This is a genomic window from Streptomyces sp. NPDC000348, assembly GCF_042898795.1.
Taxonomy (GTDB): Bacteria; Actinomycetota; Actinomycetes; order Streptomycetales; family Streptomycetaceae; genus Streptomyces.
Genome location: NZ_JBIAZD010000009.1, coordinates 37182 through 63508 on the forward strand (window position 1 = coordinate 37182; position 26327 = coordinate 63508).

At 72.7% G+C, this 26327-nt stretch carries 28 protein-coding genes and 1 pseudogene; 12 read left to right on the forward strand and 17 right to left on the reverse strand.

The window, feature by feature from the left end:
- Positions 1-579: 579 nt before the first annotated feature.
- On the reverse strand, positions 580-1254 hold the full coding sequence (locus ACFY3N_RS18870) for a VOC family protein (protein WP_390817824.1): 675 nt from the start codon (positions 1252-1254) through the stop codon (positions 580-582).
- On the opposite strand from ACFY3N_RS18870, the gene ACFY3N_RS18875 reads away from it, so the two are divergent.
- Positions 1147-2850 (forward strand): SpoIIE family protein phosphatase, encoded by a 1704-nt coding sequence (locus tag ACFY3N_RS18875; protein WP_390817825.1) that lies wholly within the window; start codon positions 1147-1149, stop codon positions 2848-2850. The two genes, ACFY3N_RS18870 and ACFY3N_RS18875, sit on opposite strands and share 108 nt — an antisense overlap.
- Positions 2851-3069: 219 nt before the next feature.
- Here the strand turns inward: ACFY3N_RS18875 and ACFY3N_RS18880 are convergent, their stop codons facing one another.
- Positions 3070-3672, reverse strand: a complete 603-nt coding sequence (locus ACFY3N_RS18880) for a sugar O-acetyltransferase (RefSeq protein ID WP_390817826.1) — start codon at positions 3670-3672, stop codon at positions 3070-3072.
- 144 nt (positions 3673-3816) lie between these two features.
- Here ACFY3N_RS18880 and ACFY3N_RS18885 point away from each other — a divergent pair, with 144 nt between their 5' ends.
- From ACFY3N_RS18885 to ACFY3N_RS18895, 3 genes are all read left to right on the forward strand, one after another.
- Positions 3817-4008: a hypothetical protein gene (locus ACFY3N_RS18885; RefSeq protein ID WP_390818102.1), complete on the forward strand. Its 192-nt coding sequence runs from the start codon at positions 3817-3819 to the stop codon at positions 4006-4008.
- Positions 4009-4111: 103 nt separating this feature from the next.
- Positions 4112-4381, forward strand: a complete 270-nt coding sequence (locus tag ACFY3N_RS18890; RefSeq protein WP_390817827.1) for a hypothetical protein — start codon at positions 4112-4114, stop codon at positions 4379-4381.
- A gap of 9 nt (positions 4382-4390) precedes the next feature.
- Positions 4391-4990, forward strand: coding sequence for a hypothetical protein (locus ACFY3N_RS18895; protein WP_390817828.1), 600 nt, complete (start codon positions 4391-4393; stop codon positions 4988-4990).
- Positions 4991-5050: 60 nt separating this feature from the next.
- Here the strand turns inward: ACFY3N_RS18895 and ACFY3N_RS18900 are convergent, their stop codons facing one another.
- The 4 genes from ACFY3N_RS18900 to ACFY3N_RS18915 form a co-directional block, all read right to left on the reverse strand.
- On the reverse strand, positions 5051-5821 hold the full coding sequence (locus tag ACFY3N_RS18900) for a GNAT family N-acetyltransferase (protein ID WP_390818080.1): 771 nt from the start codon (positions 5819-5821) through the stop codon (positions 5051-5053).
- Between the two features lie 197 nt (positions 5822-6018).
- The gene (locus ACFY3N_RS18905; protein ID WP_390817829.1) at positions 6019-6519 is read right to left on the reverse strand and encodes a GNAT family N-acetyltransferase; all 501 of its coding nucleotides are present in this window, start codon (positions 6517-6519) and stop codon (positions 6019-6021) included.
- A 62-nt stretch (positions 6520-6581) separates the two neighbouring features.
- Positions 6582-7790 (reverse strand): DUF2235 domain-containing protein, encoded by a 1209-nt coding sequence (locus ACFY3N_RS18910; protein ID WP_390817830.1) that lies wholly within the window; start codon positions 7788-7790, stop codon positions 6582-6584.
- 415 nt (positions 7791-8205) lie between these two features.
- Entirely contained in the window at positions 8206-9054 is an 849-nt protein-coding gene (locus ACFY3N_RS18915; RefSeq protein WP_390817831.1) for a helix-turn-helix transcriptional regulator, read from the reverse strand.
- A 101-nt stretch (positions 9055-9155) separates the two neighbouring features.
- On the opposite strand from ACFY3N_RS18915, the gene ACFY3N_RS18920 reads away from it, so the two are divergent.
- On the forward strand, positions 9156-9920 hold the full coding sequence (locus ACFY3N_RS18920) for an SDR family oxidoreductase (RefSeq protein ID WP_390817832.1): 765 nt from the start codon (positions 9156-9158) through the stop codon (positions 9918-9920).
- Between the two features lie 95 nt (positions 9921-10015).
- Here ACFY3N_RS18920 and ACFY3N_RS18925 read toward each other — a convergent pair whose 3' ends face one another.
- Positions 10016-10438, reverse strand: a complete 423-nt coding sequence (locus tag ACFY3N_RS18925; protein ID WP_390817833.1) for a MerR family transcriptional regulator — start codon at positions 10436-10438, stop codon at positions 10016-10018.
- A 189-nt stretch (positions 10439-10627) separates the two neighbouring features.
- Between ACFY3N_RS18925 and ACFY3N_RS18930 the strand changes: the two genes are divergently transcribed.
- On the forward strand, positions 10628-12118 hold the full coding sequence (locus ACFY3N_RS18930) for a SulP family inorganic anion transporter (RefSeq protein WP_390818081.1): 1491 nt from the start codon (positions 10628-10630) through the stop codon (positions 12116-12118).
- A 23-nt stretch (positions 12119-12141) separates the two neighbouring features.
- Here the strand turns inward: ACFY3N_RS18930 and ACFY3N_RS18935 are convergent, their stop codons facing one another.
- On the reverse strand, positions 12142-12786 hold the full coding sequence (locus tag ACFY3N_RS18935) for a hypothetical protein (RefSeq protein ID WP_390817834.1): 645 nt from the start codon (positions 12784-12786) through the stop codon (positions 12142-12144).
- A gap of 266 nt (positions 12787-13052) precedes the next feature.
- Here ACFY3N_RS18935 and ACFY3N_RS18940 point away from each other — a divergent pair, with 266 nt between their 5' ends.
- The gene (locus tag ACFY3N_RS18940; RefSeq protein ID WP_390817835.1) at positions 13053-13295 is read left to right on the forward strand and encodes a hypothetical protein; all 243 of its coding nucleotides are present in this window, start codon (positions 13053-13055) and stop codon (positions 13293-13295) included.
- A 72-nt stretch (positions 13296-13367) separates the two neighbouring features.
- Here the strand turns inward: ACFY3N_RS18940 and ACFY3N_RS18945 are convergent, their stop codons facing one another.
- Positions 13368-14264 carry an alpha/beta fold hydrolase gene (locus ACFY3N_RS18945; RefSeq protein WP_390817836.1) on the reverse strand — a complete coding sequence of 299 codons (897 nt, stop codon included), beginning with the start codon at positions 14262-14264 and terminating at the stop codon, positions 13368-13370.
- A gap of 85 nt (positions 14265-14349) precedes the next feature.
- Entirely contained in the window at positions 14350-15591 is a 1242-nt protein-coding gene (locus ACFY3N_RS18950) for a PP2C family protein-serine/threonine phosphatase (protein ID WP_390817837.1), read from the reverse strand.
- A gap of 263 nt (positions 15592-15854) precedes the next feature.
- Here ACFY3N_RS18950 and ACFY3N_RS18955 point away from each other — a divergent pair, with 263 nt between their 5' ends.
- The gene (locus ACFY3N_RS18955; protein ID WP_390817838.1) at positions 15855-16022 is read left to right on the forward strand and encodes a hypothetical protein; all 168 of its coding nucleotides are present in this window, start codon (positions 15855-15857) and stop codon (positions 16020-16022) included.
- Between the two features lie 162 nt (positions 16023-16184).
- On the opposite strand, the gene ACFY3N_RS18960 is transcribed toward ACFY3N_RS18955, so the two are convergent.
- Positions 16185-17060, reverse strand: a complete 876-nt coding sequence (locus ACFY3N_RS18960) for a PhzF family phenazine biosynthesis isomerase (RefSeq protein ID WP_390817839.1) — start codon at positions 17058-17060, stop codon at positions 16185-16187.
- Between the two features lie 245 nt (positions 17061-17305).
- On the opposite strand from ACFY3N_RS18960, the gene ACFY3N_RS18965 reads away from it, so the two are divergent.
- Positions 17306-18421, forward strand: coding sequence for an ABC transporter substrate-binding protein (locus ACFY3N_RS18965; RefSeq protein WP_390817840.1), 1116 nt, complete (start codon positions 17306-17308; stop codon positions 18419-18421).
- Positions 18422-18643: 222 nt separating this feature from the next.
- Positions 18644-19429 carry an endonuclease/exonuclease/phosphatase family protein gene (locus ACFY3N_RS18970; RefSeq protein WP_390818082.1) on the forward strand — a complete coding sequence of 262 codons (786 nt, stop codon included), beginning with the start codon at positions 18644-18646 and terminating at the stop codon, positions 19427-19429.
- 102 nt (positions 19430-19531) lie between these two features.
- Here ACFY3N_RS18970 and ACFY3N_RS18975 read toward each other — a convergent pair whose 3' ends face one another.
- On the reverse strand, positions 19532-20020 hold the full coding sequence (locus ACFY3N_RS18975; protein WP_390817841.1) for a hypothetical protein: 489 nt from the start codon (positions 20018-20020) through the stop codon (positions 19532-19534).
- Positions 20021-20050: 30 nt separating this feature from the next.
- Between ACFY3N_RS18975 and ACFY3N_RS18980 the strand changes: the two genes are divergently transcribed.
- Entirely contained in the window at positions 20051-20611 is a 561-nt protein-coding gene (locus ACFY3N_RS18980) for a class I SAM-dependent methyltransferase (protein WP_390817842.1), read from the forward strand.
- A gap of 125 nt (positions 20612-20736) precedes the next feature.
- Here the strand turns inward: ACFY3N_RS18980 and ACFY3N_RS18985 are convergent, their stop codons facing one another.
- Genes ACFY3N_RS18985 through ACFY3N_RS19000 form a run of 4 tightly spaced genes read right to left on the reverse strand, consistent with a single transcriptional unit; the run spans position 20737 to position 23906 of the window.
- Positions 20737-21069, reverse strand: coding sequence for a putative quinol monooxygenase (locus ACFY3N_RS18985; RefSeq protein ID WP_390817843.1), 333 nt, complete (start codon positions 21067-21069; stop codon positions 20737-20739).
- Positions 21070-21098: 29 nt separating this feature from the next.
- Entirely contained in the window at positions 21099-22124 is a 1026-nt protein-coding gene (locus ACFY3N_RS18990) for an NAD(P)-dependent alcohol dehydrogenase (RefSeq protein ID WP_390817844.1), read from the reverse strand.
- The gene (locus tag ACFY3N_RS18995) at positions 22121-22903 is read right to left on the reverse strand and encodes a metal-sulfur cluster assembly factor (protein ID WP_390817845.1); all 783 of its coding nucleotides are present in this window, start codon (positions 22901-22903) and stop codon (positions 22121-22123) included. The genes ACFY3N_RS18990 and ACFY3N_RS18995 overlap by 4 nt, the downstream gene beginning before the upstream one ends.
- A gap of 1 nt (position 22904) precedes the next feature.
- A complete protein-coding gene (locus ACFY3N_RS19000) occupies positions 22905-23906 on the reverse strand; it encodes an amidohydrolase family protein (RefSeq protein ID WP_390817846.1) in 1002 nt (333 codons plus the stop codon).
- A gap of 172 nt (positions 23907-24078) precedes the next feature.
- On the opposite strand from ACFY3N_RS19000, the gene ACFY3N_RS19005 reads away from it, so the two are divergent.
- Positions 24079-25593: a helix-turn-helix domain-containing protein gene (locus ACFY3N_RS19005; RefSeq protein WP_390817847.1), complete on the forward strand. Its 1515-nt coding sequence runs from the start codon at positions 24079-24081 to the stop codon at positions 25591-25593.
- 114 nt (positions 25594-25707) lie between these two features.
- Here ACFY3N_RS19005 and ACFY3N_RS19010 read toward each other — a convergent pair.
- A pseudogene (locus ACFY3N_RS19010) lies at positions 25708-26247 on the reverse strand (GNAT family N-acetyltransferase); the annotation flags it as partial.
- Positions 26248-26327 lie beyond the last annotated feature (80 nt).

The following is a 26327-nucleotide window of genomic DNA, read 5'->3' on the forward strand; positions in this document are numbered from 1 at the left end:
CTCGCCGGCCGGCGTGCAGTCCGTACCGCCGGCCGGCCCCGCACGAGGCCGACGGCGACGACAGCGGCCGCCCTCCCTCATGAGTCCACCTGTGTCCCTTTCCCCCGGGTGCGGCATCCGTACGCCCGCATCACACGGGAAGTGCGGAGGCGCGGCTGAACGAACCGTCACCGGAAGGCCGTTCAGGAGGAGTTCCTCGACCTGCCCGCCGTCGGAGGTCCTCGGACGTCCGGACCGCGCCGCAGACGGCCGCGCCGCGCTCCCTCCCGGGACCGGGCGGAGGGGCGGACGTCGACGGGCGGCGACGGCGTCACCCGTGTACGCCGGCCGGTCCGGGCCGGGTCCCCGGCCGGCAGTCCGGTCCGCCCGACGACCTCGGCGGTGTCCGCCGCGCCCGGCGCCACGGCGGCGAGGACCCGCCCCCGGGTCCCGTCGGCGAACGGCCCGACCCCGTCCTCGCCCGTCAGGCTCGGTCCCCGTCCTTCCGTGAGCGGCCCCGGACCATGTCCCCGGGACGCCACCCCCGCGGTGCACCGGACGCCCGTCGATTTCCCGGGTGCGTGTCGCCCGCCCGGCCGGTCAGCCGTCCTGACCGGCCGGGCGGGCGACACGCACGAAGAGGCGGAACGGGTGCCCCGCCGGGTCGCACAGGACACGCACATCGGCCTGAGGCCGGAAGCCGGCCGGGGCCGCCCCCGAGGCGAGGGCGTGCTCGACGGCCGACGACAGGACGTCCACCCCGGTGTCCGGATGCGTCATCGTCCGCCGCTCGGTCCGGGCGGAGGGCCACCGGGGACGTGAGAGGAGCGGCTCCGTCCGGAACGACGGCCCGGCGGTGCCGTCGGACGGCCCGGTCCCGACCCGGTCCCGCTCCTCCCTCCGCACGCGCCACCCGGGCGGACCCCGGTGGAACCGCGCGAGATCCCGGGCGTCAGGCGCGTCGAGCGTGATGGCGGCCGGCGTGAAACGTGGTGGGAGGTCCGTGCGACGCTCCTGCCGGGTTTCACCGGAGTGAACTTCATCGAGGACGTCGGACCACGTGGGATCTTCACACGCATGGGCATACGGGAAAAACGGGAGAAGGCACAGGCGGCTGGGCACACGGACGACGGGCGGGGCGTCGGTCCGGCCGGCAAGGAGGTCACGATGACAGGGTCGGAGCGCACGGAGGTCCACGGGCTGTCCGTGCCGACCGCTTCCGCCGCACTGGAAGCCATCGGCGCGGGCGCCTATGTCGTCGACGAGCAGGGCCACATCATCGCCGTGAACGCCCGCGCCGAGGAACTGCTGGGCCGTCCCGCCGCGGAGCTCCTCGGTCACGACGCGCACGACCTGCTGCACCGCGGTCCGCAGGGGCAGCAGCTGCCGAGGACCCAGTGCGCGATGCGGAAGGCGTTCCACGCCGGACGCACGATCCAGGTCGATGAGGACTACTTCGCACGCGCCGACGGTTCGGTGCTGCCGATCTCCTGGCTGATCACCCCGTACGACATCGGCGACCGTCGGGCCGCCACGCTCATCGTCTTCCACACCCCCGAGCGCCCGCGGGACACCGACCCGCGACCGCAGCCCACGGTTCAGTCCCTGTCGGAACTGCAACGGCTGGCCCTGCTGGCCGAGACCACCGCGCAGCTGACCTCCACCCTCGACGTCGACGAGGCGCTGCGGCGGCTGGTGGCCCTGGTCGTGCCCCGCCTGGCGGACTGGGCGGTCGTCGACCTGATCACCGAACGTGACGATGTGTGGCGTACCGTCGTGGTCCACGCCGAGGGGGACACGCTGGTGCCGTACGAGGACCTGCAGGGACCGATGCCGCCGATTCCCAAGGAGTCCCCGCTGCCCCTGGCCAGGGCCCTGCGCGGCGTCGCCTCCGCCCTGGCCGGTCCGCAGACCTACCAGGGGACACCGAATTCCGGCGTCGAGGTCGAGCAGGGCCGCCTGTTCCACGCCACGGGGATGCACTCCGCGGCCATCGCGCCCATCCGCAGCCCCCGCTCGGTCCTGGGCGCGCTGACCCTGGGCCGTACCGAGACCTCGGCGGCCTTCGCCCCCGCGGACCTTCCGCTGATCGAGGACATCACGCGTCGGGCCGGCCTCGCCCTGGACAACGCCCGCCTCTACCAGCGTCAGCGCAAGGTGGCCGAGACCATGCAGAACCACCTGCTGCCCCAGATGCCGGGCGTCTCGGGCCTGGAGATGACCGTCCGCTACCTGCCCGCGCCCGACGCCTCACACGTCGGCGGCGACTGGTACGACGCCTTCCCCCTGTCCGACGCGTCCACCGCCCTGGCCATCGGCGACGTCGTCGGCCACGACCTGGAGGCGGCGGCCGGCATGGCACAGGTCCGCAACATGCTCCGCGCCTACGCCTGGTCCCAGCACGAACCCCCCAGCCGCATCGTCGAACGGCTCGACGAGGCGATCCAGCACATCACCGACGTCACCATGGCCACCATGATCTTCGGCCGGATCGAAGCGGCCCACGAGGGGCACTGGCAGCTGTCCTGGACCAACGCGGGCCACCCTCCGCCGCTGCTGATCGGCCGGGACGGCACGGCGAGCTACCTCACCGATGGCCACGGCATCCTCCTGGGCACCCAGACAGGCCTCCGGCGCCCCGACGCCACGGCGCTGCTCCCGCCCGGATCCACCCTGGTGCTGTACACGGACGGCCTCATCGAAACGCCCCGCCAGCCCCTCGACACGGGCCTGGACCGGCTGCGCCAACACGCCCTCGCCCTCGCCCACCGCCCCCTCACCTCGTTCACCGACCAACTGCTCCGCCGCGGCCGCCCCGCCGACAACGACGACGACGTCGCCCTCCTGGCCCTGCGCGTCCCCGAAGCCTGAGTTCCGCGGGGGGCGCCGGACCGTGGAACCGTCCGGCGGCCCGTTGCCGAAGTCCTTCGCCGGCCGGGCGAGGGGAAGCGTCGAGGGCGACACCCCCGCCGTCACGCGGACCGCGAGGTGACCGCCGCTCCGCGCGGGCGCGGGCCGGTACGGCGAGGCCGCCTTCCGCCCCGGACGGGCGCATGAGGACGGGCGCACCGACTTCGGCGCCCTCGCCGTCTAGTGCTCGGCGGTACGCGTGGCGAGGTCCTCCTCGGTGATGGCGCGGACCACGCGGCAGGGGGCGCCGAGCGCGACGGTCATCGGGGGAATGCTGCGGCTGACGACGCTGCCGGCGCCGATGACCGACCCGTATCCGATGCGGACGCCGGGCAGGACCACCGCGTTGCTGCCGATCCACACCTTGTCCTCGATCACGATCGGCTCCGAGAACCGCCCGAAGTCGGTACGTCGTGCGGGATGCACCGGGTGTCCCGTCGTGGTCAGTGTCACGCTCGGAGCGATCATCACGCCGTCACCTATGCGGATGTCGACATCGTCGACGAAGGTGAGGTTCACGTTCCCGAAGAAGTCGTCGCCGATGTGGACGTTGCTGCCGAACCCGGCGTGGAACGGCGGCAGCAGTACCGTGCGTTCACCGACCGACCCGAGGATCGCGACGAGCAGCGACCGGCGCTTCTCCGCCTCACCCGGTGGGGTGTGGTTGTACTCGAAGATCTCCCCGGTGCGGCGCCGGGGAGCCTGGAAGGCCGCTTCCGACTCGGTGTAGACGAGCCCCTTGGCGATCCGGGCCAGGACCTCTTCCTCGTGCGCATGCGTCACAGTGAAACGGCTCCGTTCGTCCAACCCCCGGGTCCGGGCCCGACGCGCCCTCGGCCGGCCGCGCGCACCGAGCCTATGCCTTCGGCCCCGGACCGCGGGGCCGCATTCTTTGTGAGGGCGCTTGCATGAAAGCGATGCGTCGCGATGACGACCGGGACGGTGACCGTGCGCGGCTCCCCGGGCAAGGCACTGCCGACCGCTGTCGTGGCCGGTGACGGCACGCCGAGGGTGCCGGGCAAGTGCCCGGACGCCTCGGGCGGCACGTGGGACGACGGTGCGCCGGTCCACCTGTGGACCTGCCACACCGGCCCCGACCAGAGGCGGACCCTGCCCTGATCCCGGCAACTCGCCCGCTTCGCACGGTGCTTGACGCTTTCGACCGGGGGTAGCCGATAGGCCCCCAGGGACGAACAAGGCAACGTGCGCAAGGAGGCCGGCCATGGGAGCACATCACGACCACGACGGACGGGAACTCGGCGATCTCGAACCGGGTACGCGCCAGCGCGCCCGGTTGCGCGCCCGGGTCGCCGACATCGCCTCGACGGCACTGTGCGTGGTCCTCGCCCTGTGGACGGTGTGGAGCGTCGTCGGTGTGGCGCGCGGCACGGCGGGCTGGGCGTACAGCGCGGCCGCCTGTGTGCTGCTGGCGGTCGCGCTGACCGCCCGGACGGTGGGCGTCCGACGCGGCGGCCTCCGGTCCGGACGGTAGGGGGCGGCGGTGGAACGGTTCACCACCTTCTTCGGCCGCCACGTGTGGGCCCAGGTGCTGCTCGTCGTCCTCCTGGGCTGGGCGGTGATCATGCTGATGTCGCCGGGGGAGCCGGCCCTCGTGGTCCTGGTGCGGGCCGCGGTGACGTCGGTGGGCGCGGTGGCCGTCCTGCTGGTGCTGCGGGCGAGGGAGAAACGCGCGGCCGGCGGCTCGGGCGACCGCCTGGTCACCCTGGACCGCCGGCTGCGCCACGGGGAGATCCCCTCGTCGCCCGCCGACCGGGAGGCCATGCTGAACCTGGTGGAACAACGGCTGCACCGCACCCGGCACCGGCGCCCGGCCCTGGTGGGCCTCTACCTGATGTACGCGCTGCTCGTCACCGCGCCGCTCCTCCTGGGCGATGTCCGGCAGGCACTGGTCTGCGGTCTGCTCGGCGCGATCACCCTGCCGCTGCTGACCTGGCAGGGCGGCCGGCAGGTGCGGCGCCTGCACGAGGTGCGCGAGACCCTGCGGAAGGGCACCGACGGTGCGGGCGCAGGGGATGGGGCGCCGGCCGTGCGGCAGCCGCCGCGGGAGCAGGGACACCGGAGGTCCGCACACGGCGGGTAGTCCGCCCCCGCGTCCGGGCCGTCGGAGCGGTGGCCCGCCCGGCGCGGAGTCCGCCGTGCGTCAGCCCTCCAGCGCGAAGAAGTGCAGCGGGCTGTTCGGCTCGAAACCGATCCGCGGATACATCGGTGCGCCGGCGGCGGTCGCGTGCAGCGTGGCGCGGGTCAGCCCGGTGGCCCGGGCACCCTCGTACAGGGCCTTGCGGGTCACCGCCTCCCCGTACCCCCTGCGCTCCCATCGCGGGTCCGTGGCCACCAGTACGACGAAGAGGTGGCCGTCGGCCTCCACCGTCCCGGCGCACGTCACCGGAACGCCGTTCCGCAGACCCAGGTAGGCGTGCACCCCCGACCTCCACAGCCCGGAGCCCGCCAGGCCGTCGCGGCCGGCCTCCAGCGGCATGCCGTAGGCGCGTGAGTTCAGGTCGGCGTAGGCCCGCAGGTGCTCGTCCGTGCCGACCCGCACGAAGGTCAGGTCCGGGTGCGCCGGCTCGGGGACCGGCAGCAGGTCACCGGCCATGCCGACGCCCGAGAAGGCGTGCACCAGACCGGCCCGCCCGGCCGCTTCCGCCATGCGCGCACGCGCCTCGGCGTCGAGGAGGTCCTCGAAGACCCACAAGAAGCCGGCCCGCCGCTTCGACCGCATGAGGTCCGCCGCCTCACCCAGCCGCTTCTCCATGAGGTCCGCGTCCGCCCCCGCCTCGGTGAGCGTGACGCAGTTCCAGAAACCGAACCGGCTCTCCGCCCAGCGCACCGCGAGGCCCGGCAGGTCCCGTACGTCCGCGCCCGGGTCCCGGTCGAGCACCATGACGCGCCAGACCGTGGCGAGCTGCTCCATCGATTCCACCGCGTCCGCGAAGTTCCGCGTCACCTCGACCCCTTTGCTCGTTCGCCGGTGGAGGCATGTCTGCCCACCGGCACCGGCGGAGCACACCCGAACCGGCCGGGTTCGGCACCATGGGGGACGCGGGACACCGGGGCGGGCCCCGGTCCACGGTCGGTGGCGATGCCGCGGCACTCGCCGGACGGCCGTGCTCAGGGATGCTCCGGCAGCCGGAGCCACTCCTCCCAGGTCACGTCCCGGCCGATGAAACGAGGCCGCTCGAAGGGCCAGTCCTCGGCGATCCAGCGTGGCACGAACGCCTCCAGCGCACGCTCCAGCGCACCGCCCACCTCGTCGTCCACCACCCACCAGGAGATCTCGGCGTCCGCCCCCCGCTTCTCGGGCGGGTCGATGTAGACGCAGCCGCGCAGGGCGGTGCGGTCCGCGTTCTCGATCGTGTAGTTGAACGATTCGTGCGCCTCGATCTCCGCGGCGTGCCGCTCCAGGTCGGCGAGGTTCGCCTCGTACGACATCGTGGTCGACGGCCAGCCCCACGCGGGACCGAAGATCGACCACAGCCGTTCCCGCGAACCCATCACCGTCGGGTAGTCGAGCGGCGCGTCCGCACCGCTGATCGGGCGCAGCCGGTGGCCCCCGCCGTCGGGTATGCCGACGTGGAGGGGGTGGACGAAGTCATGCGGAAGCCAGGTCATGGGCGTGAGCCAACCAGGCCCGGAAGCACCGTGCAAAGGGATATCGCGGCAGCCGGCCGGTGTCACGGGGCACGGTGGAGTCCGTGCCGCGCGTCGGCCGCCGCTCCCTGACCGGACGCGGCGGCAGGCATGGGCGGCAGGCTCGCGGCGAGGTCCGGCAGCAGGACGGGCTCCAGCCGGACCCGCTCCTGCCTGCTCAGGTAACCCTCCAGCTCCGACGGCCGGTAGTTCGTGTCCCGGTCGTAACGCTCCTTGGCGGGCACCGCCAGGAACTCGTTGCCGTCGGGCTCGCCGTGGTCGTCCACCGCCTTCCCGAGCGGCCGGTGCAGCGGCCTGGCCAGTCGGTACATGCCCGTCCGGGAGGCGTGGAGAACGCCCGAACCGTCCGGCCGCACCCGGAAGTCGACGCATTCCTCGGGCTTCATCACCCGGGGCCCCTCCGCACTGAGCGCGTCGGCGTCGAACTCCAGCCCGTGCCTGCGGGCATGGTCGACCATCCACAGCAGCGCGATGTCGGACAGGCCCGTCTCCTCGTAGCCGCCGCCGACGTCACTGTGCACCCCGGCGAACCACACCTGCTTCAACTCCTGCCCCCGCGCGGCGCGGTCGGGACGCTGGTGCCACAGGGCCGGCCGGAACGCCGAGCGCTGCTCGTCGACGGCCAGCGCGTGGAAGGCCGCCTTGACCCAGTCGCTCAACTCGGTGTCGTGGAAAGCCCAGTGGCGGTTGAACCGGTTCACCGCCGGCTGCAGCCCCGGACTGTCCGGAACCGGGATGCCCAGGGCGCCGACCGTGTCCCACACCCCGACGAACCCGATCTCCGCCTCGCACGCGTACGAGCGGCGGAACAACGTGGCGGCCGCGCCGTTCGGTTGCTCGATGCGGTCACGGTACAGAGCCCAGGCCTCCGGGATCCGGTCGGCGTGGTCCCGGCGCAGGATGCCGCTGTTGTGCACCAGCCCCGCCAGGCTGCGCGCGGTGAACGCACCGCGGCTGAAACCGAAGAGGAACAACTCGTCGTCGGGCTCGTACGTCTCGACGAGGAACCGGTAGGCGTCCACGATGTTCCGGGACAGCCCCACACCGAACGCGCCGCCGCGCAGACGGTCCCACCGGTGGGTGCCGACCCCGCTGTGGTAGTAGACGCGCTGTTCCTTCCCGGCGGCGGACCGGGGGCGCACGGACAGGGCGACCTTGGCGACGTTGGTCTTGCTCGGCTGGTCCGCGAAATTCCATGTGCCGTCACAGCAGACGACCAGACGCTTGGCCATGACCATCCCTCCTCGCGAGAGCGTGGAGCGGCGCACAGCACTACTTCCAGAGTCCCACCGTCCGGCGCCCCGCGCCATGCGTGGGGCGTGATCACCGGCGTCCCGGCGGCGCCCGGGGTCCGGTCCCGGATCACCCCGGCGGTGGGCTTCCGCCGACGCCGACGGCGTGTCAGCGGTGGTGACCGTGCCGGGGCGGGTCCACTGCGGCACGGGGCGGCCGGCCGGGCCCCGGGTGGGGTTCCCGTCCGCGTCCGAGCGCCGGTACCGGCACGGGTCGTTCCCTTCGGGCCGGCCCTCACGGCCGTCGGCGGACCCGTCGGCGCGTACGGGCCGCGCCGCCCCTGCCTCCCGGGCCGGTCGGCGCCGCGGGTCCACTCGGCGCCGGGTACGTCGGCGGCGTAACCGGCGCCGGTTCCTAGCGCTCGGCCTCGGTGAAGCGGTCCAGGCCGAGCACGGCGAGCAGCTGCAGCTTCTCGTGGCCCTCGGTGCGCGGCGGAGCCGTGAGCACGAGCAGGGTCTGGGACTGGTCCTCGGTGAACAGCGCCTGGCAGTCCAGCTCGATCGCGCCGAGTTCCGGGTGGACGAGCGTCTTGTGGTCCTCGAACCGCTGTGCCACCTCATGCCGGTCCCACAGTTCGGCGAACTCCTCGTTCGCCCGCTGGAGGGCGCGCACGAGTTCACCGGCCCGCGAACGCGGGCCCCGCAGCCCGTGGGCGGCGCGCAGGTTCGCGACCTGGGCGCGGCTCTGCCGGTCGTGGTCGGCCTCAGGGTAGACCGACCGTTCCGCGGGATCGGTGAACCAGCGGTAGATCGCGCTGCGGGCGAGACCCGTGTGCTTCGAGGCGTCCCCGAGCAGGGCGGCGGCCATCCTGTTCTGCACCAGCGTCTCGCCGAGGTCGGTCAGCACGAGCGCCGGGGTGTCGTCGAGCCGGTCCAGCACCCGCAGCAGCGCGGGGGCTACATGCGGCGAGGCCGACAGCGACACCGGTGCGTTGTGCCCGGCTATCCGGTACAGGTAGGTGCGCTCGTCGCTGGTCAGCCGCAGCGCCCGGGCGAGCGAGGCCAGCATGTGCTCGCTGGGCTGCGGCCCGCGCCGCTGCTCCAGCCGTGTGTAGTAGTCGGTCGACATCACGGCCAGGGACGCGACCTCCTCACGCCGCAGACCCAGGGTCCGTCGGCGTGCGCCCGCGGGGAGGCCGAGGTCCTCCGGCCGCAGCGCCTCGCGGCGGCGGCGCAGGAAGTCGGCCAGAGCTGCACGGTCCATGGGGCCGATTATCGTCCGGCACCGGTGGGCGAGCCAGGGATCGCGGATCCCCCGACGACCGGTCTCTGCCCCCGCGGCCGCGGACCGGCGACGATCGGGGCATGGACATCTCCGGAAACACCGTCTTCATCCCCGGCTCCACCAGCGGCATCGGTCTCGCCCTCGCCCTCGCGCTGAAGGCCAGGGGGAACACCGTCGTCGTCGGCGGCCGGCGCGCCGAGCTGCTGGAACGGATCGCGGCCGAACACCCCGGCATCGGCACCGTGCAGATCGACACCGCGGACCCCGCGAGCATCACCTCCGCCGCGAAGCAGGTGCTGGACCGTCACCCGGATCTCAACGTCCTCGTCACCATGGCCGGTGTGATGCGCGCCGAGGACTGGCGCGATCCCGCGTCCTTCCTCGCCTCCGCGGAGTCCACGGTGACGACGAACGTCCTCGGTCCGATCCGTCTCATCGCCGCGTTCGTCGAGCACCTGCAGGCGCGGCCGGACGCCACGATCATGACCGTCTCCTCGGGCCTGGCCTTCGCGCCGCTCAAGGCCACGCCGAGCTACAACGCGTCGAAGGCGGCGATCCACATGCTCAGCGAGTCCATCCGGCTGCAGTTCGCCGGCACCTCGGTGAAGGTCGTGGAACTCGAACCGCCGGCCGTCCGCACCGCGCTGATGCCCGGGCACGAGGACAACGAACACGCCATGCCGCTCGACGAGTTCGTCGCGGAGGTGGTCGGTCTGCTCGAGACGCGGCCCGACGCGAAGGAGATCCAGGTCGAGCGCGTGAAGTTCCTGCGCTACGGCGAGGCCCGCGGCGACTACGACCAGGTCGTCGAGACACTCAACCGCACCGACCCGCACGGGAAGTGAGCCGGAGCCGCCCGCTCGCCGCCGCGCCGCACGTGACCGTTCCCGCCGCCACGTCCGCCTCCCGGCCGGACCCCTGTGCGGTTCCGGCGCCCGGCTCAGGTGCGGGCCGGGGGAGCGTTCCGCTCCAGGCGGGTGCGGAGCGTGGCGGCGAAGTCCTCGGCACGGGCGAGCTGGACGCGGAGCCTGGCGACCTGTTCGTCGGCGGCCCGTTCGTAACCACGGATGCGCTCCAGCAGCATCCCCCGCTCCTCGGCGCCGAGTTCCGTGCCGGCGTCGAGACGGTCGGTGGCGTCCAGCAGGTCGCGCATCTGCTCGAGGGAGAAGCCGAGCGGCTTCATGCGGCGGATCACCATGAGCCGCTGCACGTCGGCGTCGGTGTAGAGGCGGAAACCGCCCTGGGAGCGGGCGGAGGGGGTGACCAGTCCGGCCTCCTCGTAGTGCCGGATGGTGCGCAGGGACAACTCCGTACGTGCGGCCACCTCGCCGATCTGCATGTGCTTGCCGTCCGCGCCGGGCATGCCGGTCCTCCCTCCGCCGTGGCGGACCGGGTCTTCGTCCGCCGATCCCTACTCTAACGTTAGGGTAGAGTTGACGTCGGCGAGGGCGGCTGTGCCGCTGTCTCGCCCTTGCCGTGTCGGGGCCGATGGTGCCTCCGGCGAAGATGCGATGTACAGGTGCCCGTTCCCTTGTCCCTTTCCGCTTCTGCCCTGTCCCGGGCCGCGCGTCCGCGCGTCCCGAAGCCCGACTGGCTGCGTGATCCGAAGGTCTGGCGCACCGAGGTGCTGGCCGGCCTGGTGGTCGCGCTCGCGTTGATCCCCGAGGCGATCTCGTTCTCGATCATCGCCGGTGTCGATCCCGCGATCGGCCTGTTCGCCTCCTTCACCATGGCCGTGGTCATCTCGGTCGTCGGCGGCAGGCGGGCGATGATCTCCGCCGCCACCGGCGCCGTCGCCCTCGTCATCGCGCCCCTCAACCGTGAGCACGGCCTGGGCCACCTGGTCGCCGCCGTCATCCTCGCCGGTGTCTTCCAGGTGGTCCTGGGCGCGCTCGGGGTGGCGAAGCTGATGCGGTTCGTCCCGCGCTCGGTGATGGTCGGTTTCGTCAACGCGCTGGCGGTCCTGATCTTCATGGCCCAGGTCCCCGAGATGCGCGACGTCCCGTGGGCGGTGTACCCGCTGATCGTCGCCGGCCTGGCGCTGATGGTGTTCTTCCCGAGGATCACCACCGTGGTTCCGGCGCCGCTGGTCTCCATCGTCGTCCTGACCGTCATCACGGTCGCGGCCGGGATCGCCGTGCCGGCCGTCGGCGACAAGGGGGAGCTGCCGTCCTCGCTGCCGGTCCCCGGCCTGCCGGACGTGCCCTTCACCCTCGACACCCTGACGACGATCGCCCCGTACGCGTTCGCCATGGCGCTGGTCGGTCTGATGGAGTCGCTGATGACCGCGAAGCTGGTCGACGACATCACCGACACCCACTCCGACAAGACCCGCGAGTCCATCGGCCAGGGCGTCGCCAACATCGTCACCGGCTTCTTCGGCGGCATGGGCGGCTGCGCCATGATCGGCCAGACCATGATCAACGTGAAGGTCTCCGGCGCCCGCACCCGCCTGTCGACCTTCCTCGCCGGCGTGTTCCTGATGGTGCTGTGCATCGTCTTCGGCCCCGTCGTCTCCGACATCCCCATGGCCGCCCTGGTCGCCGTCATGATCATGGTGTCGTTCGCGACGTTCGACTGGCACTCCGTCGCCCCGAAGACCCTCAAGCGGATGCCCGCCGGCGAGATCACCGTCATGGTGATCACCGTCGCCTGCGTCGTGGCCACCCACAACCTCGCCATCGGCGTCGTCGTCGGCTCGATCACCGCCATGGTCGTCTTCGCCAAGCGCGTGGCCCACCTGGCCGAGGTCACCGCCGTGGTCGACCCCGACGGCCACACGGTCGTCTACCGGGTCACCGGCGAGCTGTTCTTCGCCTCGTCCAACGACCTGGTCGGCCGGTTCGACTACGCGGGCGACCCCGACAGGGTGGTCGTCGACCTGTCCGCCGCCCACATCTGGGACGCCTCCTCCGTCGCCGCCCTGGACGCCATCGAGACCAAGTACGCCCAGCGCGGCAAGGCCGTGGAGATCACGGGTCTCAACGACCCGAGCGCACGGCTCCACGGCAGGCTCAGCGGTGAACTGGCCGCCGGCCACTGACCGCACACGGCCGACGACGTGGTTCACGCGAAGGCGATGGCCGCCCCGGTCTCGACCGACGCCTTCGCGGCCCGCAGGAGTTGCAGGCAGACGTACGATTCGACACCGTAACGCTGCCATCCCTCTGTGGCGGGCTCCTCGGCGTCGGCGGCTTCGAAGACCTCCTCGGAGTGCGGATCCAGGTCTTCGGGGAGACCAAGGGCTTCGGCGAGCCGCCGGATCTCGGCCAGGAGCCGTACCGAGGAGCCGAGGCAGCCGCCCGGCGCCTTCCGGTCGACGACGACAGGGGCGAAGTCGACGGGGACGTAGTAGCCCTCGCTGTCCGCGTGATGGATGAGATGGTCGAACGGGCCGGGGGGATCACCGGGGGAAGCCTCGTACACCTCGCGCAGGAGCGGGTCGTCGACCGCGTGCCGGGCCTCGTCCAACGGCTCGGGCAGCCGCCCGCCCGCCGCGAGGTGAACGGCGAGACGGCGAACGGTGTGCAGGCCCGAGTGGCCCCACACCTCGAACTCCGACCTCTCCGCCTCGGCCGGCTCGGGCTCGGCCCAGTGTCCCAGCCCGGTACGCTCCAGCAACTCGCCGATCGCGGCGAAGTCGGCGCGGATCATGTCGGCGTAGTCGTCCTCGGCACCGGCGAGCACACCGACGAACATGTTCAGACCCATGGCCGGATTCTGCCGGATCCGGTCGGCGGTCACGTCCCGCGCCCACGAGCACGCCTCACGGGACGTCGGGGCGCCTGCCGCGCCGAGAGCGCGCAAGGCGTCATCTGCCTTGTTCCTGAAGGCCGTTGGTCCTTCCACCTGGTCCGGACGGACTCCGTGGACGCGGACCGGGAGATCGGCCGCGATCGTGTGTGGTGAAGTCGTGCGACGGGGGTACCGGCAGGGTGACGCGTGACGGAGCGGCTCCGGAGGGACGGATGGAATCGATGAGTCAGTTGCGACAGCTCAGAGCCGTGTATGCGGGCGGTGTGGTCGCCTGGACTCTCTGCCTGTTGCTGACGGTGATCCAGGAGAACGGATCGGCACGGCAGATGGTGGTGCTGCTGGGCCTGCTCGCCGTCTTCCTCGTCCTGCTGCTGTGGTCGACCTGGTGCCTCTGGGAGGCCGGGACGCGCCGTCCGGTGGACCGGGCCGCGGGCACGGCGAACGCGCGGCTCGAGCGGTCCTGACGGCCCTTCCGGGTGGGTGACCGCACGCCGGCCACCCACCCGAGTGGTCCCGCCGCCTCCCGGGACGCACGCTCAAGGGCGGACCGGCCCGGTCCGGTCCGGCGCGGCCCCCCAGAACTCGCGCAGCGCGACGGCGAGTGCCTCGGGCGCCTCCTCGGCGATGTGGTGGCCCGAGTCGATCGAGCGGCCCTCCAGCCGGCCTCCGGCCCAGTCCCGCCACACCTCCAGCACGTCGCCGTAGAGGTCGACCATGTCGTCACGGGTGGCCCACAGCACCTGCAGCGGGCACTCGACGCGGCGACCGGCCCGCCGGTCGGCGTCGTCGTGCCGGCGGTCGATGCCCGGGCCGGCCCGGTAGTCCTCGCACATGGCGTGCACGGTGGCCGGATCGTGGACGGCGCGGCGGTAGTCCTCGTACGCCTCGGCGCCCATCTGCTCGGGCGTCCCCCTGTACCAGGCGTCCGGGTCCGCGTCGATGATCCGTTCGGCCGGCTTGTCGGTCTGCGCGAGGAAGAACCAGTGCCACCAGCTCGCGGCGAACTTCGCGTCGCACCGGCGCAGCGCCTCGCCGATGGGGACGGCGTCCAGCACGCTCAGGGCGGAGACGGCCTCCGGATGGTCCAGGGCGAGGCGGGTGGCGACGTACGCGCCCCGGTCGTGGCCGACGACGGCGAACCGTTCGTGGCCCAGGCCGCGCATCAGGGCGAGGCAGTCCCCGGCCATGGCGCGCTTGGAGTACGGACGGTGCTCCCGGTCGGTCGGAGGCTTCGAGGACTCCCCGTAGCCCCGCAGGTCGGGGCAGACCACCGTGTGCCCCGCGGCCCTCAGCAGCGGGGCCACGCGGTGCCAGGTCGTGTGCGTCCGCGGATGGCCGTGGAGGAGCAGTACGGGCGGACCGCCGCCCCCGTACCGCACGCGGAGCTCGGCCGGGTCTCCCGTCCGGCGCGTCAGCGTGAAACCCTCGAACATCCCGCCTCCTGGGCTCGGTTGTCGTGGTTCGCCTGCCCCGGATCGCCGACGCGACGCACGAGGGGCCGATCGCCCCGGGGCGGACTCACAGGCGGACGGTGATCAGGGCGATGTCGTCGCGTCCGCCGTCGGCCACCCCGAGGCGGGTGAGCAGGGTGTCGGCCAGATGGTCGGGACTGAGACGGGCATGGCGGGCGAGGGTGTCGGTGAGGCGGTTCAGGCCGGCGTCGATGTCCTCGCCGCGGCGCTCGACGAGCCCGTCGGTGTAGAGCACGAGGGTGTCGCCCGGTGCGTAGGACACGGTGGCCTCGGGGCGTGGGGGCTGGTCGGTGAGAACGCCCAGCGGCGGGTCCGTGGCCCGGTCGAGCAGGACGACGGTGCCGTCCGGACGGGAGAGCGCGGGCGGCGGGTGACCCGCGCTGGTGTAGGTGATGCGACGGCGGCGGGTGTCGATCACGGCCTTGACGGCGGTCGCCGCCAGCGCGCCCTCGAAGGTGCGGGCGTAACCGTCGAGGACGTCCATCGCCCGGCCGGGTTCCTGGATGGCCCGGATGGCGGCGGACAGGGCGCCGCTGAGCATGCCCATGACGGCTGCGGCCTCCAGTCCGTGACCGACCACGTCGCCGACCGCGACGGTGAACCTCTCGCCGGCCAGGTCGACCACGTCGTACCAGTCGCCGCAGACGTTGAGCGACCGGGTGGCGGGCATGTAGCGCACGGCGATCTCACGGTGCCCGGCCAGGTCCGGGGAGTGCAGCATGGCTTCCTGGAGGGTGAGGGCGGTCCGTTGTTCCCGGTCGTGGGCCTCGCGGAGCTCCTCGTTGAGGTGCTGGAGTTCCCGCGCCCGCGCGAACAGTTCGGCCTCCATCGCCTCGCGCTCCTCGCCCGGGTCCGCCGGCTGGGGACGCTGGGGGCGGGTGAGCACGAACTCGGTCATGTCCTCGACCCGGTGGATGATCCACTCGACCTCCCCGTCGGCTCCGAGGACGGGGGTGTTGATGGGCGACCACCACTTCGCCCGGAACACTCCCGGACGTCCGGAGACCGGGACGTCGTACTTCTGCACCGCCATCGTGTCCGGTTTCCTCGAGCGCAGAACACGCTGCAGGGATGCGGTCAGGTTGCGCACCCCGTCGGCGTCCGGGTCGGCCGGATTGTCGGGATGGACCTCGAAGAGGTACCGGCCGACCAGTTCGTCCCTGGTCCGGCCCGTGACCCGCAGATAGGCATCGTTGACCTCGACGACCGTCAAGCCGGGGTCCAGCACCAGATAGGGGCTGGGGGTCACGGCGAACAGTGCCCGGTAGTCGATCCGTGGTGTGGTCACGTGCGCTCTCCTGTCCCGTCCGCGGGGTCTCGCCCTCCGGCGATCGACTGTGCGCCCGTCCGCGAGCGGCGGGCTGTCGGCTCGCCGGGGACGCCGGTACCCGACGGGTGGACGGCCGGTGGACCCGACCGGGCGGCCGGCGGGCCGCCTCACGCGAGGAACGGGCCGACCGATACCAAGATGCCACCCGCGCGGTCACATTCCGCGTCTGTGAACGCGACGGCCGGGCATACGGGCTTCATCCCCATGAGAGGAGTTCGTTCATGCTCGGTATGGTCGCGGCGGTGCTTTTCTTCATCGCGTTCCTGATCAACGCGGCGGAGATCGGCACCAACGACGTGTTCTCTTCGGTGAACATCATGCTACTGGGGCTGACCGCCCTGGCCCTGCACGTGGCGGGAATCGGGGCCGGCCGGCCCCGCCGGCGCTGACCCGCTCCCGCGCGGGCCCGGCACACGTCTCGCCGGGCCCGCCCCGCCGTGGGCGGCGACCGCCGCGGTCCTCGGCCGCGGCGGACGGCGCCGCACGGACACCGCCCGCTTCCGACGGCGGACGCACCGCCGCACACGGCACCGCCGCGAGGGAACGGCCTCTCAGCCGATGCGGGCCCCCGCGCCGCCGACCCGGACGCGCGGGTCACCCGCGCGCAGCGTCACCGTGAGCCGGCCCGGGCGGCCCAGATCCTCGCCCTGGTGCAAGGTGAGAACGGTGTTCTCGGGGACGAGGCCCAGCTCACGGGCGTACGCCCCGAACGCGGCTGCCGCGGCGCCGGTCGCCGGGTCCTCGACGACGCCGCCGACGGGGAACGGGTCACGGACGTGGAAGACCGTGGCCGACTCCCGCCACACCAACTGGACGGTGGTCAGGTCCAGGCGGTGCATGAGGGCTTCGAGTCGCGCGAAGTCGTACGAGAGATCCGCGAGGCGGGCGCGCGTGGCCGCCGCGAGAACGAGATGACGGGCGCCGGCGAACGCGATACGGGGCGGGAAGGCCGGATCGAGATCGGCGGCCGGCCAGCCCAGCGCGGCGAGCGCCTCCGCGAGGTCGGCGTCGGCGATCTCCGCGACGTGCGGTTCCACGCTGGTGAGCGTGGCCCTGACCGTCCCGTCCTCCTCGGTCACCTCCACCGGTACGGTGCCGGCCCGCGTCGCGAACACCAGCTGCCCGGGGCCGATCCGCTCGGCGAGGGCGACGGCGGTCGCGACGGTGGCGTGCCCGCAGAACGGCACCTCGGCCCTGGGGCTGAAGTAACGGATGCCGTACGCCCGCCCCTCGGGACCGTCGAGGCCCTCCGGGGGCGCGGTGAGGAACGCGGACTCCGAGTATCCGAGGCCGGCGGCGATGGCCAGCATGTCCCCGTCGTCCAGAGCGGTGGCGTCCAGAACGACACCGGCGGGGTTTCCGCCGTCGGGACTGCTGGAGAAGGCGGTGTAGCGCAGTACCTCGGGCCGCGGCGCATTCGTCGTCATGATCGCGGCAACGTGGGGCGAGCCCGCGGCTATTCCCCGACGTGGGGAGACGGGGACGCCCGCGCGGGGCCCGTGCGGCGGAGCGGTCCGACGCGGGGCGGGGGAGGGGCGGTCCCCCCCATAATCGGTTGCCCGCCGGTGACGGTGGTGGATGCAATGTCCGGCATGACAACCCCGGCGCGCCCCTTGCCGGACCGCGATCCGGGCAGCGCGCAACCGAACCGTCACACCGGAGACGCCGACGTATGAACGCACCATCAGCACCGCCGTCCGGAGCCGAACGGGCTGACGGATCGTCCGTCCGGATCGGCGCGCTCGTTCCACTGACCCGGCCCGGCTGGGTCGAGGCGGGCCGGCACCTGCTCGCCGGACTCGAACTGGCCGTGCGCGAGGTCAACGACGCCGGTGGGATCGTCGGAAGACCACTCGAGCTGGTGGTCCGGGACACCGCGGCCGATCCACGGAGAGCCGTGGCGGCCGTGGACGAACTGGCCCGCCTGGGTGTGGCCGCCCTGGCGGGGGAGTACCACAGCGTCGTCGCCCGCGCCGCCGCCGCCCGGGCCGACGCCCTCGGCCTGCCGTTCCTCTGCTCGTCCGCGGTTCTCGACGCGCTCACCGAACAGCCCACCGAATGGGTCGCCCGCCTCGCCCCGGCGCAGTCCCACGGCTGGCGGATCTACGCGGACTTCCTCCTCGACGCGGGCCACAGCCGCATCGCCGTGGTGACCGAACCGAGCGTCTACTGGGCCTTTGGGGTCCGCGTTCTGCGTGACCACCTCGCTCCGCGCGGCGGCACCCTCGTCGAACTCGACACGCGTGCGCTCACCCCCGCGGCCGTGTGCGACGAACTCGTCGGCGACCGCGCCACGGCCCTCCTCCTGCTGGTCGGCTTCCCGGAGCCGGCGGTGTCGATCGTCAGGTCCGTCCGCCGCGACCAGCGCCTCGCCGGGATCCTGACGGGTGCTCCGGCCGGGCAGCCGGAGTTCGCCCCCTGGGCGACGCTCCTGGGCGACGACGGCGCCGCGATCCCGTTCCTGCGCTACCTCCCCGAGCGCCTGGGCCCGCTCGGCGCACGAGTCGGGGCGGCCCTGGCCGAGCGGCTGGCCGAGGCGCCCTCCTTCGTCGCCTTCGAGGGCTACGACACGGTCACCGTCCTCGCCGGGCTGCTGCGTGCTCACGGCACGGACCGGGCGGGCATCGCCGCGTCCTGGCCGCGCGTCGCAGCCGAGGGCACCCGCGGGCCGATCCGGTTCTCCCGCGTGCCCGGCAGCGGCGTCCGGCAATGGGCGTGGCCGCCGGTCCAGGTCGTCGACCGGGACCCGGCGGACCCCGGCCGCCTTCGGGTCCTCCGCACCGGCTGAGGGCTCGGAGCGGAAGGTGAACCTCCGTCACGACCGCCGCACCGGCCACCGTCCGGTCCTCCCGCACGCCGGTCCGCCGGCCGGCCGGGCACGTGGGGCCGGCGACGCCGTCCCATAAGCTCGTGCACGCAAGCGTCGGACACCAGAGATGCGCACATCGAGGAGGCGGCAGTGCTCGGAAGGAGCGCGTGGTCGGTCACGGGCGCCGTGATCGTGGCCTGCATGGTGCTCCTCGGCCCCAGTGCGCCGAGGGGAACCCCCTTCGCCAGGCCACTGCCCGTCGACGCCGTCAAGGACGTCGTACCGAACCGGGTCATGACGTGGAACATCTGCAACCCCTGCGAGACGGGCAACGTCGACCGGGCGGCGGAGATCGCCACATACGCGCCCCAGGTCGTCGGCCTGCAGGAGGCGTGCGTGCGGGACGTCGAGAGGATCCGGGACCATCTGCGCCGCCTTTACGGACTGGTCTACCACGTCGAGTACGGTACGGTCCTGCGGAACTGGGGCCGTTGCGGGGGAGCGCCGTGGAGTCCGGGAGCCTACGGACAGGCGATCCTCTCGGCGGCGCCGATGACGGACCGCGTCAGCGTGGAGTACCCGGACGGAGGCTCCGAGGACCGCGGGTACATGGCGGTCACCACCACGGTGGACGGCCGGTCCGTACGGGTCTTCAACACGCACCTCGCCGAGCGGCGCCAGGAGGCGGTGAGGGCGGACCAGGCCGGCGTGCTCGCCGCGGTCGTCGCCCGGCACGACCGCGCGATCGTCCTCGGGGACTTCAACGCCGTGCCGGACGCTCCCGAACTGACCCGGATCTGGGCGCTGGCCGAGGACACGGATCCCCGGTGTCTGCCCTCGCACGCCGGCACCTGTGAGCCGACCACCGACTGGCACAGCAAGTTCGACTACGTCTTCCTGCGAGGCGTCACCCCGCGCGAGCACCGTGTGGAACCCACCCCGCACTCGGACCACCACATGCTGCGTACCGACGTGGACCTGAGCTGACGGGTTTCCGCCACCATCGGCGGACCCGTTCCCCACGGCCGGGCGGAGGAGCCGGCCGGCATCGTCCGAACACCGCCGCGGGGAGACGGCCCGGCCGGCGTTTCAGGCGGTGGGGTGCCGGTCCGCCGGGCCGGCGTCCTCGGTGGCGGCCGGGGAGGCGAGCAGACGCAGTCCCTCCTCCGAGGGGGAGCCGGGCTCCGCGGTGCAGATGGTCATGTGGAGTCCGGGCTCGGCGGCCGGGTCCGGCGATTCGTCGGCGAGGGTGAGGTCGCCGACGGCCGGGTGGCGGAACCGCTTGGTGCCCGTCCCGTGGCGCCGGACGTCGTGGGCGCCCCAGCGGGTGCGGAAGTCCTCGCTGCGGGTGGACAGCTCGCCGATGAGGTCGTGCAGGTCCTTGTCGTAGGGGTCTCGGCCGGCCTCGGTGCGCAGGATGGCCACCGCCATGTCGGCGAAGAGGTCCCAGTCGGGGTAGAACCGGCGGGAGGCCGGGCCGAGGAAGGTGAAGCGGGCCAGGTTCCGCTGGTTGTCCCCGTCGGCGAAGAGGCCGGTGTGGAAGGCGCGGGCGAGCGGGTTGACCGCGGCGACGTCCATGCGGCCGTTGCTCACGGCCGCGGGCCGGCGATGCTCGCCGAGCTGCGTCGCTCGCTGCCGGCCGTCCGTGCCCTGCGGGGCGGTGCCGAGGCGATACCGCTGCCGGACGCGTCCGTCGACGCCGTGTCGGCCGGCAACGCCCTGCGCTGGTTCGACATGACCGTCGCGGGACCCGAGATCGTCAGGGTCCTCGCCCCCGGCGGCGTCCTGGCCGGCCTGTGGAACGTCGTGGACGACCGGGCCGAGTGGGTCGCCCGGCTCGCACGGGTCGGCGGGAGCGCGGCCGTCGGCCCGCGTGACACGTCCACCGGCCGGCGCACCGAGACGGCCGGCGCGCACCTTCCGCAGGACGGCGGTGCCGCCCGGTTCGGCTCGCCGGAGCAGGCCGGGTTCCCGCACGGACAGCGCCGCACCGCCGACTCCCTCGTCGCGGCCCTCACGACGCGCGCGGGGATGCCGGTGATGCCGGAACGCGAACGGGAGGCCACGCCGGGCCGGATCCGCGCCTTCCTCGCCAACAGGCCGGAGACCGCCCGCGGTGAGTTCACCCTTCCGATGCTGACCGGTGTGCTGCGCGTCCGGCGGCTGTGAGACAGCACGTCGGGGACCCGGACATACCTGGCGGGCTCGGTGGTCGACGCCGCGCCCGCCACGGGGTCCGGGCCGAGGCCTCCCGCCGCGCGCCCTGCCGGCTCGGTCCAGGGACCGAGGGGCGGTCAGTTCTCGTCCGGGACGGCCATCTCCCCGAGGAGGGACCAGTCGTCCTGCGGAATCGTCACGTTGACGATGCGCGGCGTCTCCGCGAGGTGGGGCGGCAGCGTCGTGCGTGCGGCGGTGAAGTGGTCGGACCGCACGTGCGCGGCCCCGGCCTCGTCGTCCCGGAAGGCCTCGACCAGCACGTACTCGGTCGGGTCGTCGACACTGCGGGACCAGTCGAACCACAGGCATCCCGGCTCGTCGCGGGTCGCCCGGGTGAACTCACGGGTGATCTCGGGCCACGCGTCGGCGTGCTCGGGCAGGACGCGGAACCTGGCGGTGATGAAGATCATGACTCTCCTGGGGGTGTCGTGGTGACCGGTCAGGGGACGAGGATCGCCCGTCCGCGGACCCGCCCGGCGTCGAGGTCGTCCAGGGCGTCCTGGAAGCGGTCGAGGGGATACGTGCTGGTGTGCAGTCGTACCTTCCCCCGGGCGGCGAGCACCATCAACTCGCACAGGTCGTTGTAGCTGCCGACGAGGTTGCCGATGAAGTTGATCTCGGCCGAGATGATGTCGATGGTCGGCACGTCGAGGTTCTCGCCGTAACCGACCACGTGGTAGTCGCCGGCCCGGCGCAGCATGCGCACACCGTCCCGGGTCGCTCCGCCCTCGCCCACGAAGTCGATCACGACCTCGGCCCCCGGCCCGCCCGTGTGCTCGAGGACTTCCTCGACGTGCTGTCCGCCGGCGACGACGCCGTGGTCGGCGCCGACGGAGACGGCCAGCTCCACGGCGTCGGGGTTGCGGTCGACCACGACGATCTCGGCGGCCGTCATGGCGCGCAGCACCTGTACGCCGATGTGGCCGAGGCCTCCGGCGCCGATGACGACGCACCGGTCCCCCGGCCGCAGCCGGCGGGCGGCCTTGGCCACCGCGTGGTACGCGGTCAGGCCGGCGTCGGCCAGCGCGGCGACCTCGGCGGGCTCCAGGGAGTCGTCGAGACGCACCACGCTGCGCGCGGAGGTCTTCAGGTACTCGGCGTAGCCGCCCGCCGTGTCGATGCCGGGGAAGAGGCTCCGCTCGCAGTGGACGTCGTCACCGGACCGGCAGGCACGGCACAGTCCGCAGGTGACGAGCGGATGCAGGATGACCTTGTCGCCCTCGGCGACGTTGGTGACCGCGCTGCCCACGGCGTGCACCCAGCCGGCGTTCTCGTGACCGATCGTGTAGGGCAGGGCGACACCGGACTTCTGCGCCCACTGCCCTTCGAGGATGTGCAGGTCGGTGCGGCAGACTCCCGCCCCGCCCACCTTCACGACCACGTCGTAGGGGCCGGTGACCGAGGGAACGGGCACGTCGGTCATCTCGGGGGCGCGGCCGTAGCCGACCACGTGGACCGCTCTCATCGGGTGTGCTCCTTACGTGGGGGGACGGCGGTGGTGTCCTCCGCGCGCGGGGACTGGTCGGGGGCGGACTCGGGGTAGCGGGTGCGCAGCAGACCGCGGCAGAAGTGGGCGTTGCCGTCGATCGAGATGCGGATCGAGCGGGCGAAACGCAGACGCAGCGGGACGTCGCCGGGCGGGTGGGGTCGTCCGTGGTCGTCGACCAGCACCGGATCGGTGGGGGCGGTGCCCAGGCCGAGGGCCTCCCGGCGGCGCAGCAGCGCCCGGGTCGCGGCGGAGTCGGGGAGGGCGCCGAGGACGACGCCGTGGAGCTGCTCCCCGGTGAGTGCGGGGTCCTGCCGCAGCAGCGGGGCGAGGGCCCGCTCCATCGCCGCGGCGTGGGCCTTGCGGCGGAAGACCAGCCGCAGCTCCTCCAGGCTCTCCTCGGCTTCCGCGCCGAAGGTGCCCCGGTAGCCGGCGTCGGCGGCCAGACCGCGGTTGATCACGTCCGAGTCGTGGTGGTCGTCGAGCAGGACCGCGACCGCCTCGACGCCGGGCAGGGCCGACAACGCGTCCTTGGCGTCGGATGCCATGAGGTAGGCGAAGTTCGGCGAGCAGAACGAGGTGGGCAGGCGCAGGTGGACCTCCAGCCGGTGTCCGTGGTGGACCTCGACGGACCGCACGAACCCGAGGTCGGTGATCGGCTCGTCCAGCTCGGGGTCGAGAACGGTGTCGAGTGCCTTCCTCGCCCGCTCCCGGAGCGTCCCGGACCGCCGGTCGGGCGGCATCGTGCCGACGGTCATCTCACACCCCCGCCGGCTGCGTGAGGGAGCACGCGGCGGGCACCGGGATGCCGTACATCGCGGCCGCGTTCAGTCCGAGGATCTTCTTCTTCTGCGCCACGGTGATCGGCGGGTACTCGCCCTGCATGTCCTCGGGGATCTGGAAGTCGACGAACCGCTCGACCAGCCAGCGCGGCGTCCACAGCGCGTAGTCGCTGGAGAACTGTATGCGGTCCTCGTCCAGCCAGTACAGGAGCTCCCCGATGATCTGCGCGAAGTACCGGGGCCGCGTGTGGATGAAGGGCATCGCGACGGCGAGGCCGGCGTGCACGTTCGGTTCCTGGGTGGCGATCCAGCAGAAGTCCTCGAGGCGGGGAAGTCCGCAGTGCTCGACGACGAAATCGAGTTCCGGGAAGTCGCTGGCGGCCTTGTCGACGTCCGCGACGTCGAACGCGTCCCGGTCCAGGGGCCGGATCGTCGGGCCCTTGTGGATGTGGATGTTCCTGACCCCCAGTTCCCGGGCCGCCTCCAGGTACCGGTAGGACCACGGGTCGTCGAGCTTGTATCCGCGCGAGTCACCGTGCCATTCCGCCGTGTAGAGCTTGACCCCCTTGAGCCGGAACCTCTCGGCGTCGCGGCGGAGCAGGTCGAGTCCCCGCTCTTCGAGGCGGGGGTCCCAGCAGTGGTTGTAGGTGAGCTTGTCGGGGTGCTGCCGGGCCAGCGCGAAGGCCTCCTCGGTCTGGCCGAATCCGTTTCCGTAGAAAGCGCCCAGACGGGCGGGCTGGAAAATCGCGTGATCGACGTGTCCGTCGGTGAAAAGGTCCTTCATCAGACGTCGGCCGCCGTAGTAGAGGAATTCCTCGTACGGCCACAGCTCCGATTCCGGGCTGAGATTGCGGTGGTAGTCGTAGAAGCAGTCGATGAACTGCTTCCCGTGAATGTTCAGCTGGTTCGCGGGGCGCGCGTCCCACAGAGCGATGTGCGCGTCCACGATGAAATAGTTCTCGCCGTCCTTGGCGTACATGCCGGCCTCCGTCCCGGTGACGACCGTGTTCCGGAAAGCGACAGTAGGCAGGCCCGTGTCGACCGGGGAGCCCTTCGCCGTCTCACTTTGAGACAACCGGACGGGAGGCGCTCCCGCGACTCCGCAGTAGCCTGACCGCGGATCGACGCACGGGCTCATCGTGGAGGCCGCAATGCACCAGGACCGCAGTACGGCACTCGTTCCCGTCCAGGGAGAGACGGAGAAGGAGGTGGCCGCGCTGGCGCCCCGCCTGCGGGCGTCATGGCAGCGCAGCAGGCGGTACGGGCTGACACCGGAGTCGATGAGGCCCGTGTTCACGGGTGCCGTGGACACCGACTGCCTGTTCCACGCGTGCGGCCACGAAGTGCTGCGGGGACTGCGGGCCACGCTCGCGAACGAGCCGGTCGGCATGATGCTCACCGACAGCGACGGACTGGTGCTGAGCCGGCTGTGCGACGACTCCTCGGTCAGCCGGTCGCTCGACCGGGTCAACCTCGCCCCCGGGTTCCACTTCGCGGAGAGCAACGCCGGCACGAACGGGCTGGGGCTCGCCCTCGCCGACCGGGCTCCGTCGCTGGTGCGCGCCGACGAGCACTACTGCACGAGCCTGCGGCAGTACACCTGCGCCGCGGCGCCGGTCGTCGACCCGGTCTCCGGGGAGCTGGCGGGCAGCATCAATCTCACCACCTGGTCGGACTCCTCCTCGGCCCTCCTCCTGGCCCTGGCCCAGGCCGCCGCCGGGAACACCGCGGCCCTGATGCTGGCCCGCACCACCGGAAGGAGGACCCGTCCGGCCCCGCGCGGAGAAGTGGTCCAGGTGTTCGCGGGCCGCGCCCGGCCGGCGGGCGAGGCGCTGCGGTTGTCCACCCGCTGGACGGACGCGGTCGCCGAGGCCCGCTCGGCCATGGCCCGGGGAAGTCTCCTCGCCGTGGTGGGCGAACCGGGCGCGGGGAAGGCGACGCTCGCCTCCCTCGCGCGCCGGGAGATCAAGCCCCGGGAACGCGTGCTGTGTGCCCGTCCGCCGATGACCGACGACATCGACACCTGGCTGACGCTGTGGGGGCCCGAACTGAGCAAGGACGACACCTGTGTCATCGCGGCCGGTGTGCACAGGCTGCCCGCGTGGGCGGCCGAGGAACTGGCCCGGCTCCTCACCGGCGGCCGGCAGCGACGGGACGGGGCGGCCCACGGCCGTCTGCACCCGTCCGTGATCACGGCCGAGACGTATTCCGGCATCCCCGATGCCTTGCGGGGCCTGGTCGGGGGTGTGGTCGAGGCCCCCGCCCTCCGGTCGCGCCCTGAGGACGTTCTTCCGCTCGCCCGCCACTTCGCCCACCGGCACCGCGGACGCCCCGTCACCTTCTCGCCGGCGGCGGCCCAGGCCCTGACGAACCACCACTGGCCGGAGAACGCCAGGCAGCTCCGCCGCGTCGTGCGCGACGCGGCCTCGCGCACGGACGTGGTGGATGTCCGGCACCTTCCCGCCGAGGTCTTCACGGGTACCGGCCGACGGCTGACCCGTATGCAGGCCCTGGAACGGGACGAGATCGTGCGGTGCCTCGCGGAACCCGGGACGACCGTGGCCCAGGCGGCGGACCGGCTCGGCATGAGCCGGGCGACCGTCTACCGCAAGATCGCCCAGTACGACATCACGATCCCCTCCCGCTCGTCGCGTCCCCGCACCTGAGCCGGCCGTGCGGGCCCGCACGGGAGATCACCGGGTGACGGGGCACACGCACCCCGGCGGGGCGGCCGACGGCGCCGTCGGAGCGCCCCGGCCCGACCGTCGGGCGGCGGCCTGGCCCCTGGAGTCCGGCTTCCGGTCCCGGGCCAGGAGACCGAGCAGCACCTCGTCCAGGAACTCGCCCATCACCCAGGCCGAGGAGCGCAGCACGCCCTCGCGGACGAAGCCGTTGCGCTCGGCGGCGCGCAGCATCGCGGTGTTGTCCGACAGCGTCTCGATCTGCAGCCGGTGCAGGCCGCGGACGACGAAACCGTAGTGGCACAGCACCGCGACCACATCGGTGCCGTAACCCTTGCCGCGGGCGGACGGCAGCAGTCCGAGGCCGATGTGCGCGGACCGGTTGTGCGGGTCGATGCCCCACAGCGTCGCGGTGCCGATCAGGGTGCCACCGGCCGGCTCCACCACGGAGAACGGGACGCGCCCCGGCTCCGTGTCGTCCCCCACGAGCCGCGGATCCTTCGAGCCGGGCCTGATCGGCCGCCACGGCCCGCCTTCGGCCCGCGAGGAGTTGACCACGTCGTCGTAGAGCTCGGTCCGCAGGACCGGGATGTCGTCCTCGTGCCGGGCTCTGAGCCCGACCTTGTCGCCCTTCAGCATGCGGGCTTTTCATTCGGCCGGGTCGGCCCGCGGCAAACGGATAAGGGGCGAGGACCGGGATGCGCCCGGTCCCGCGTGCC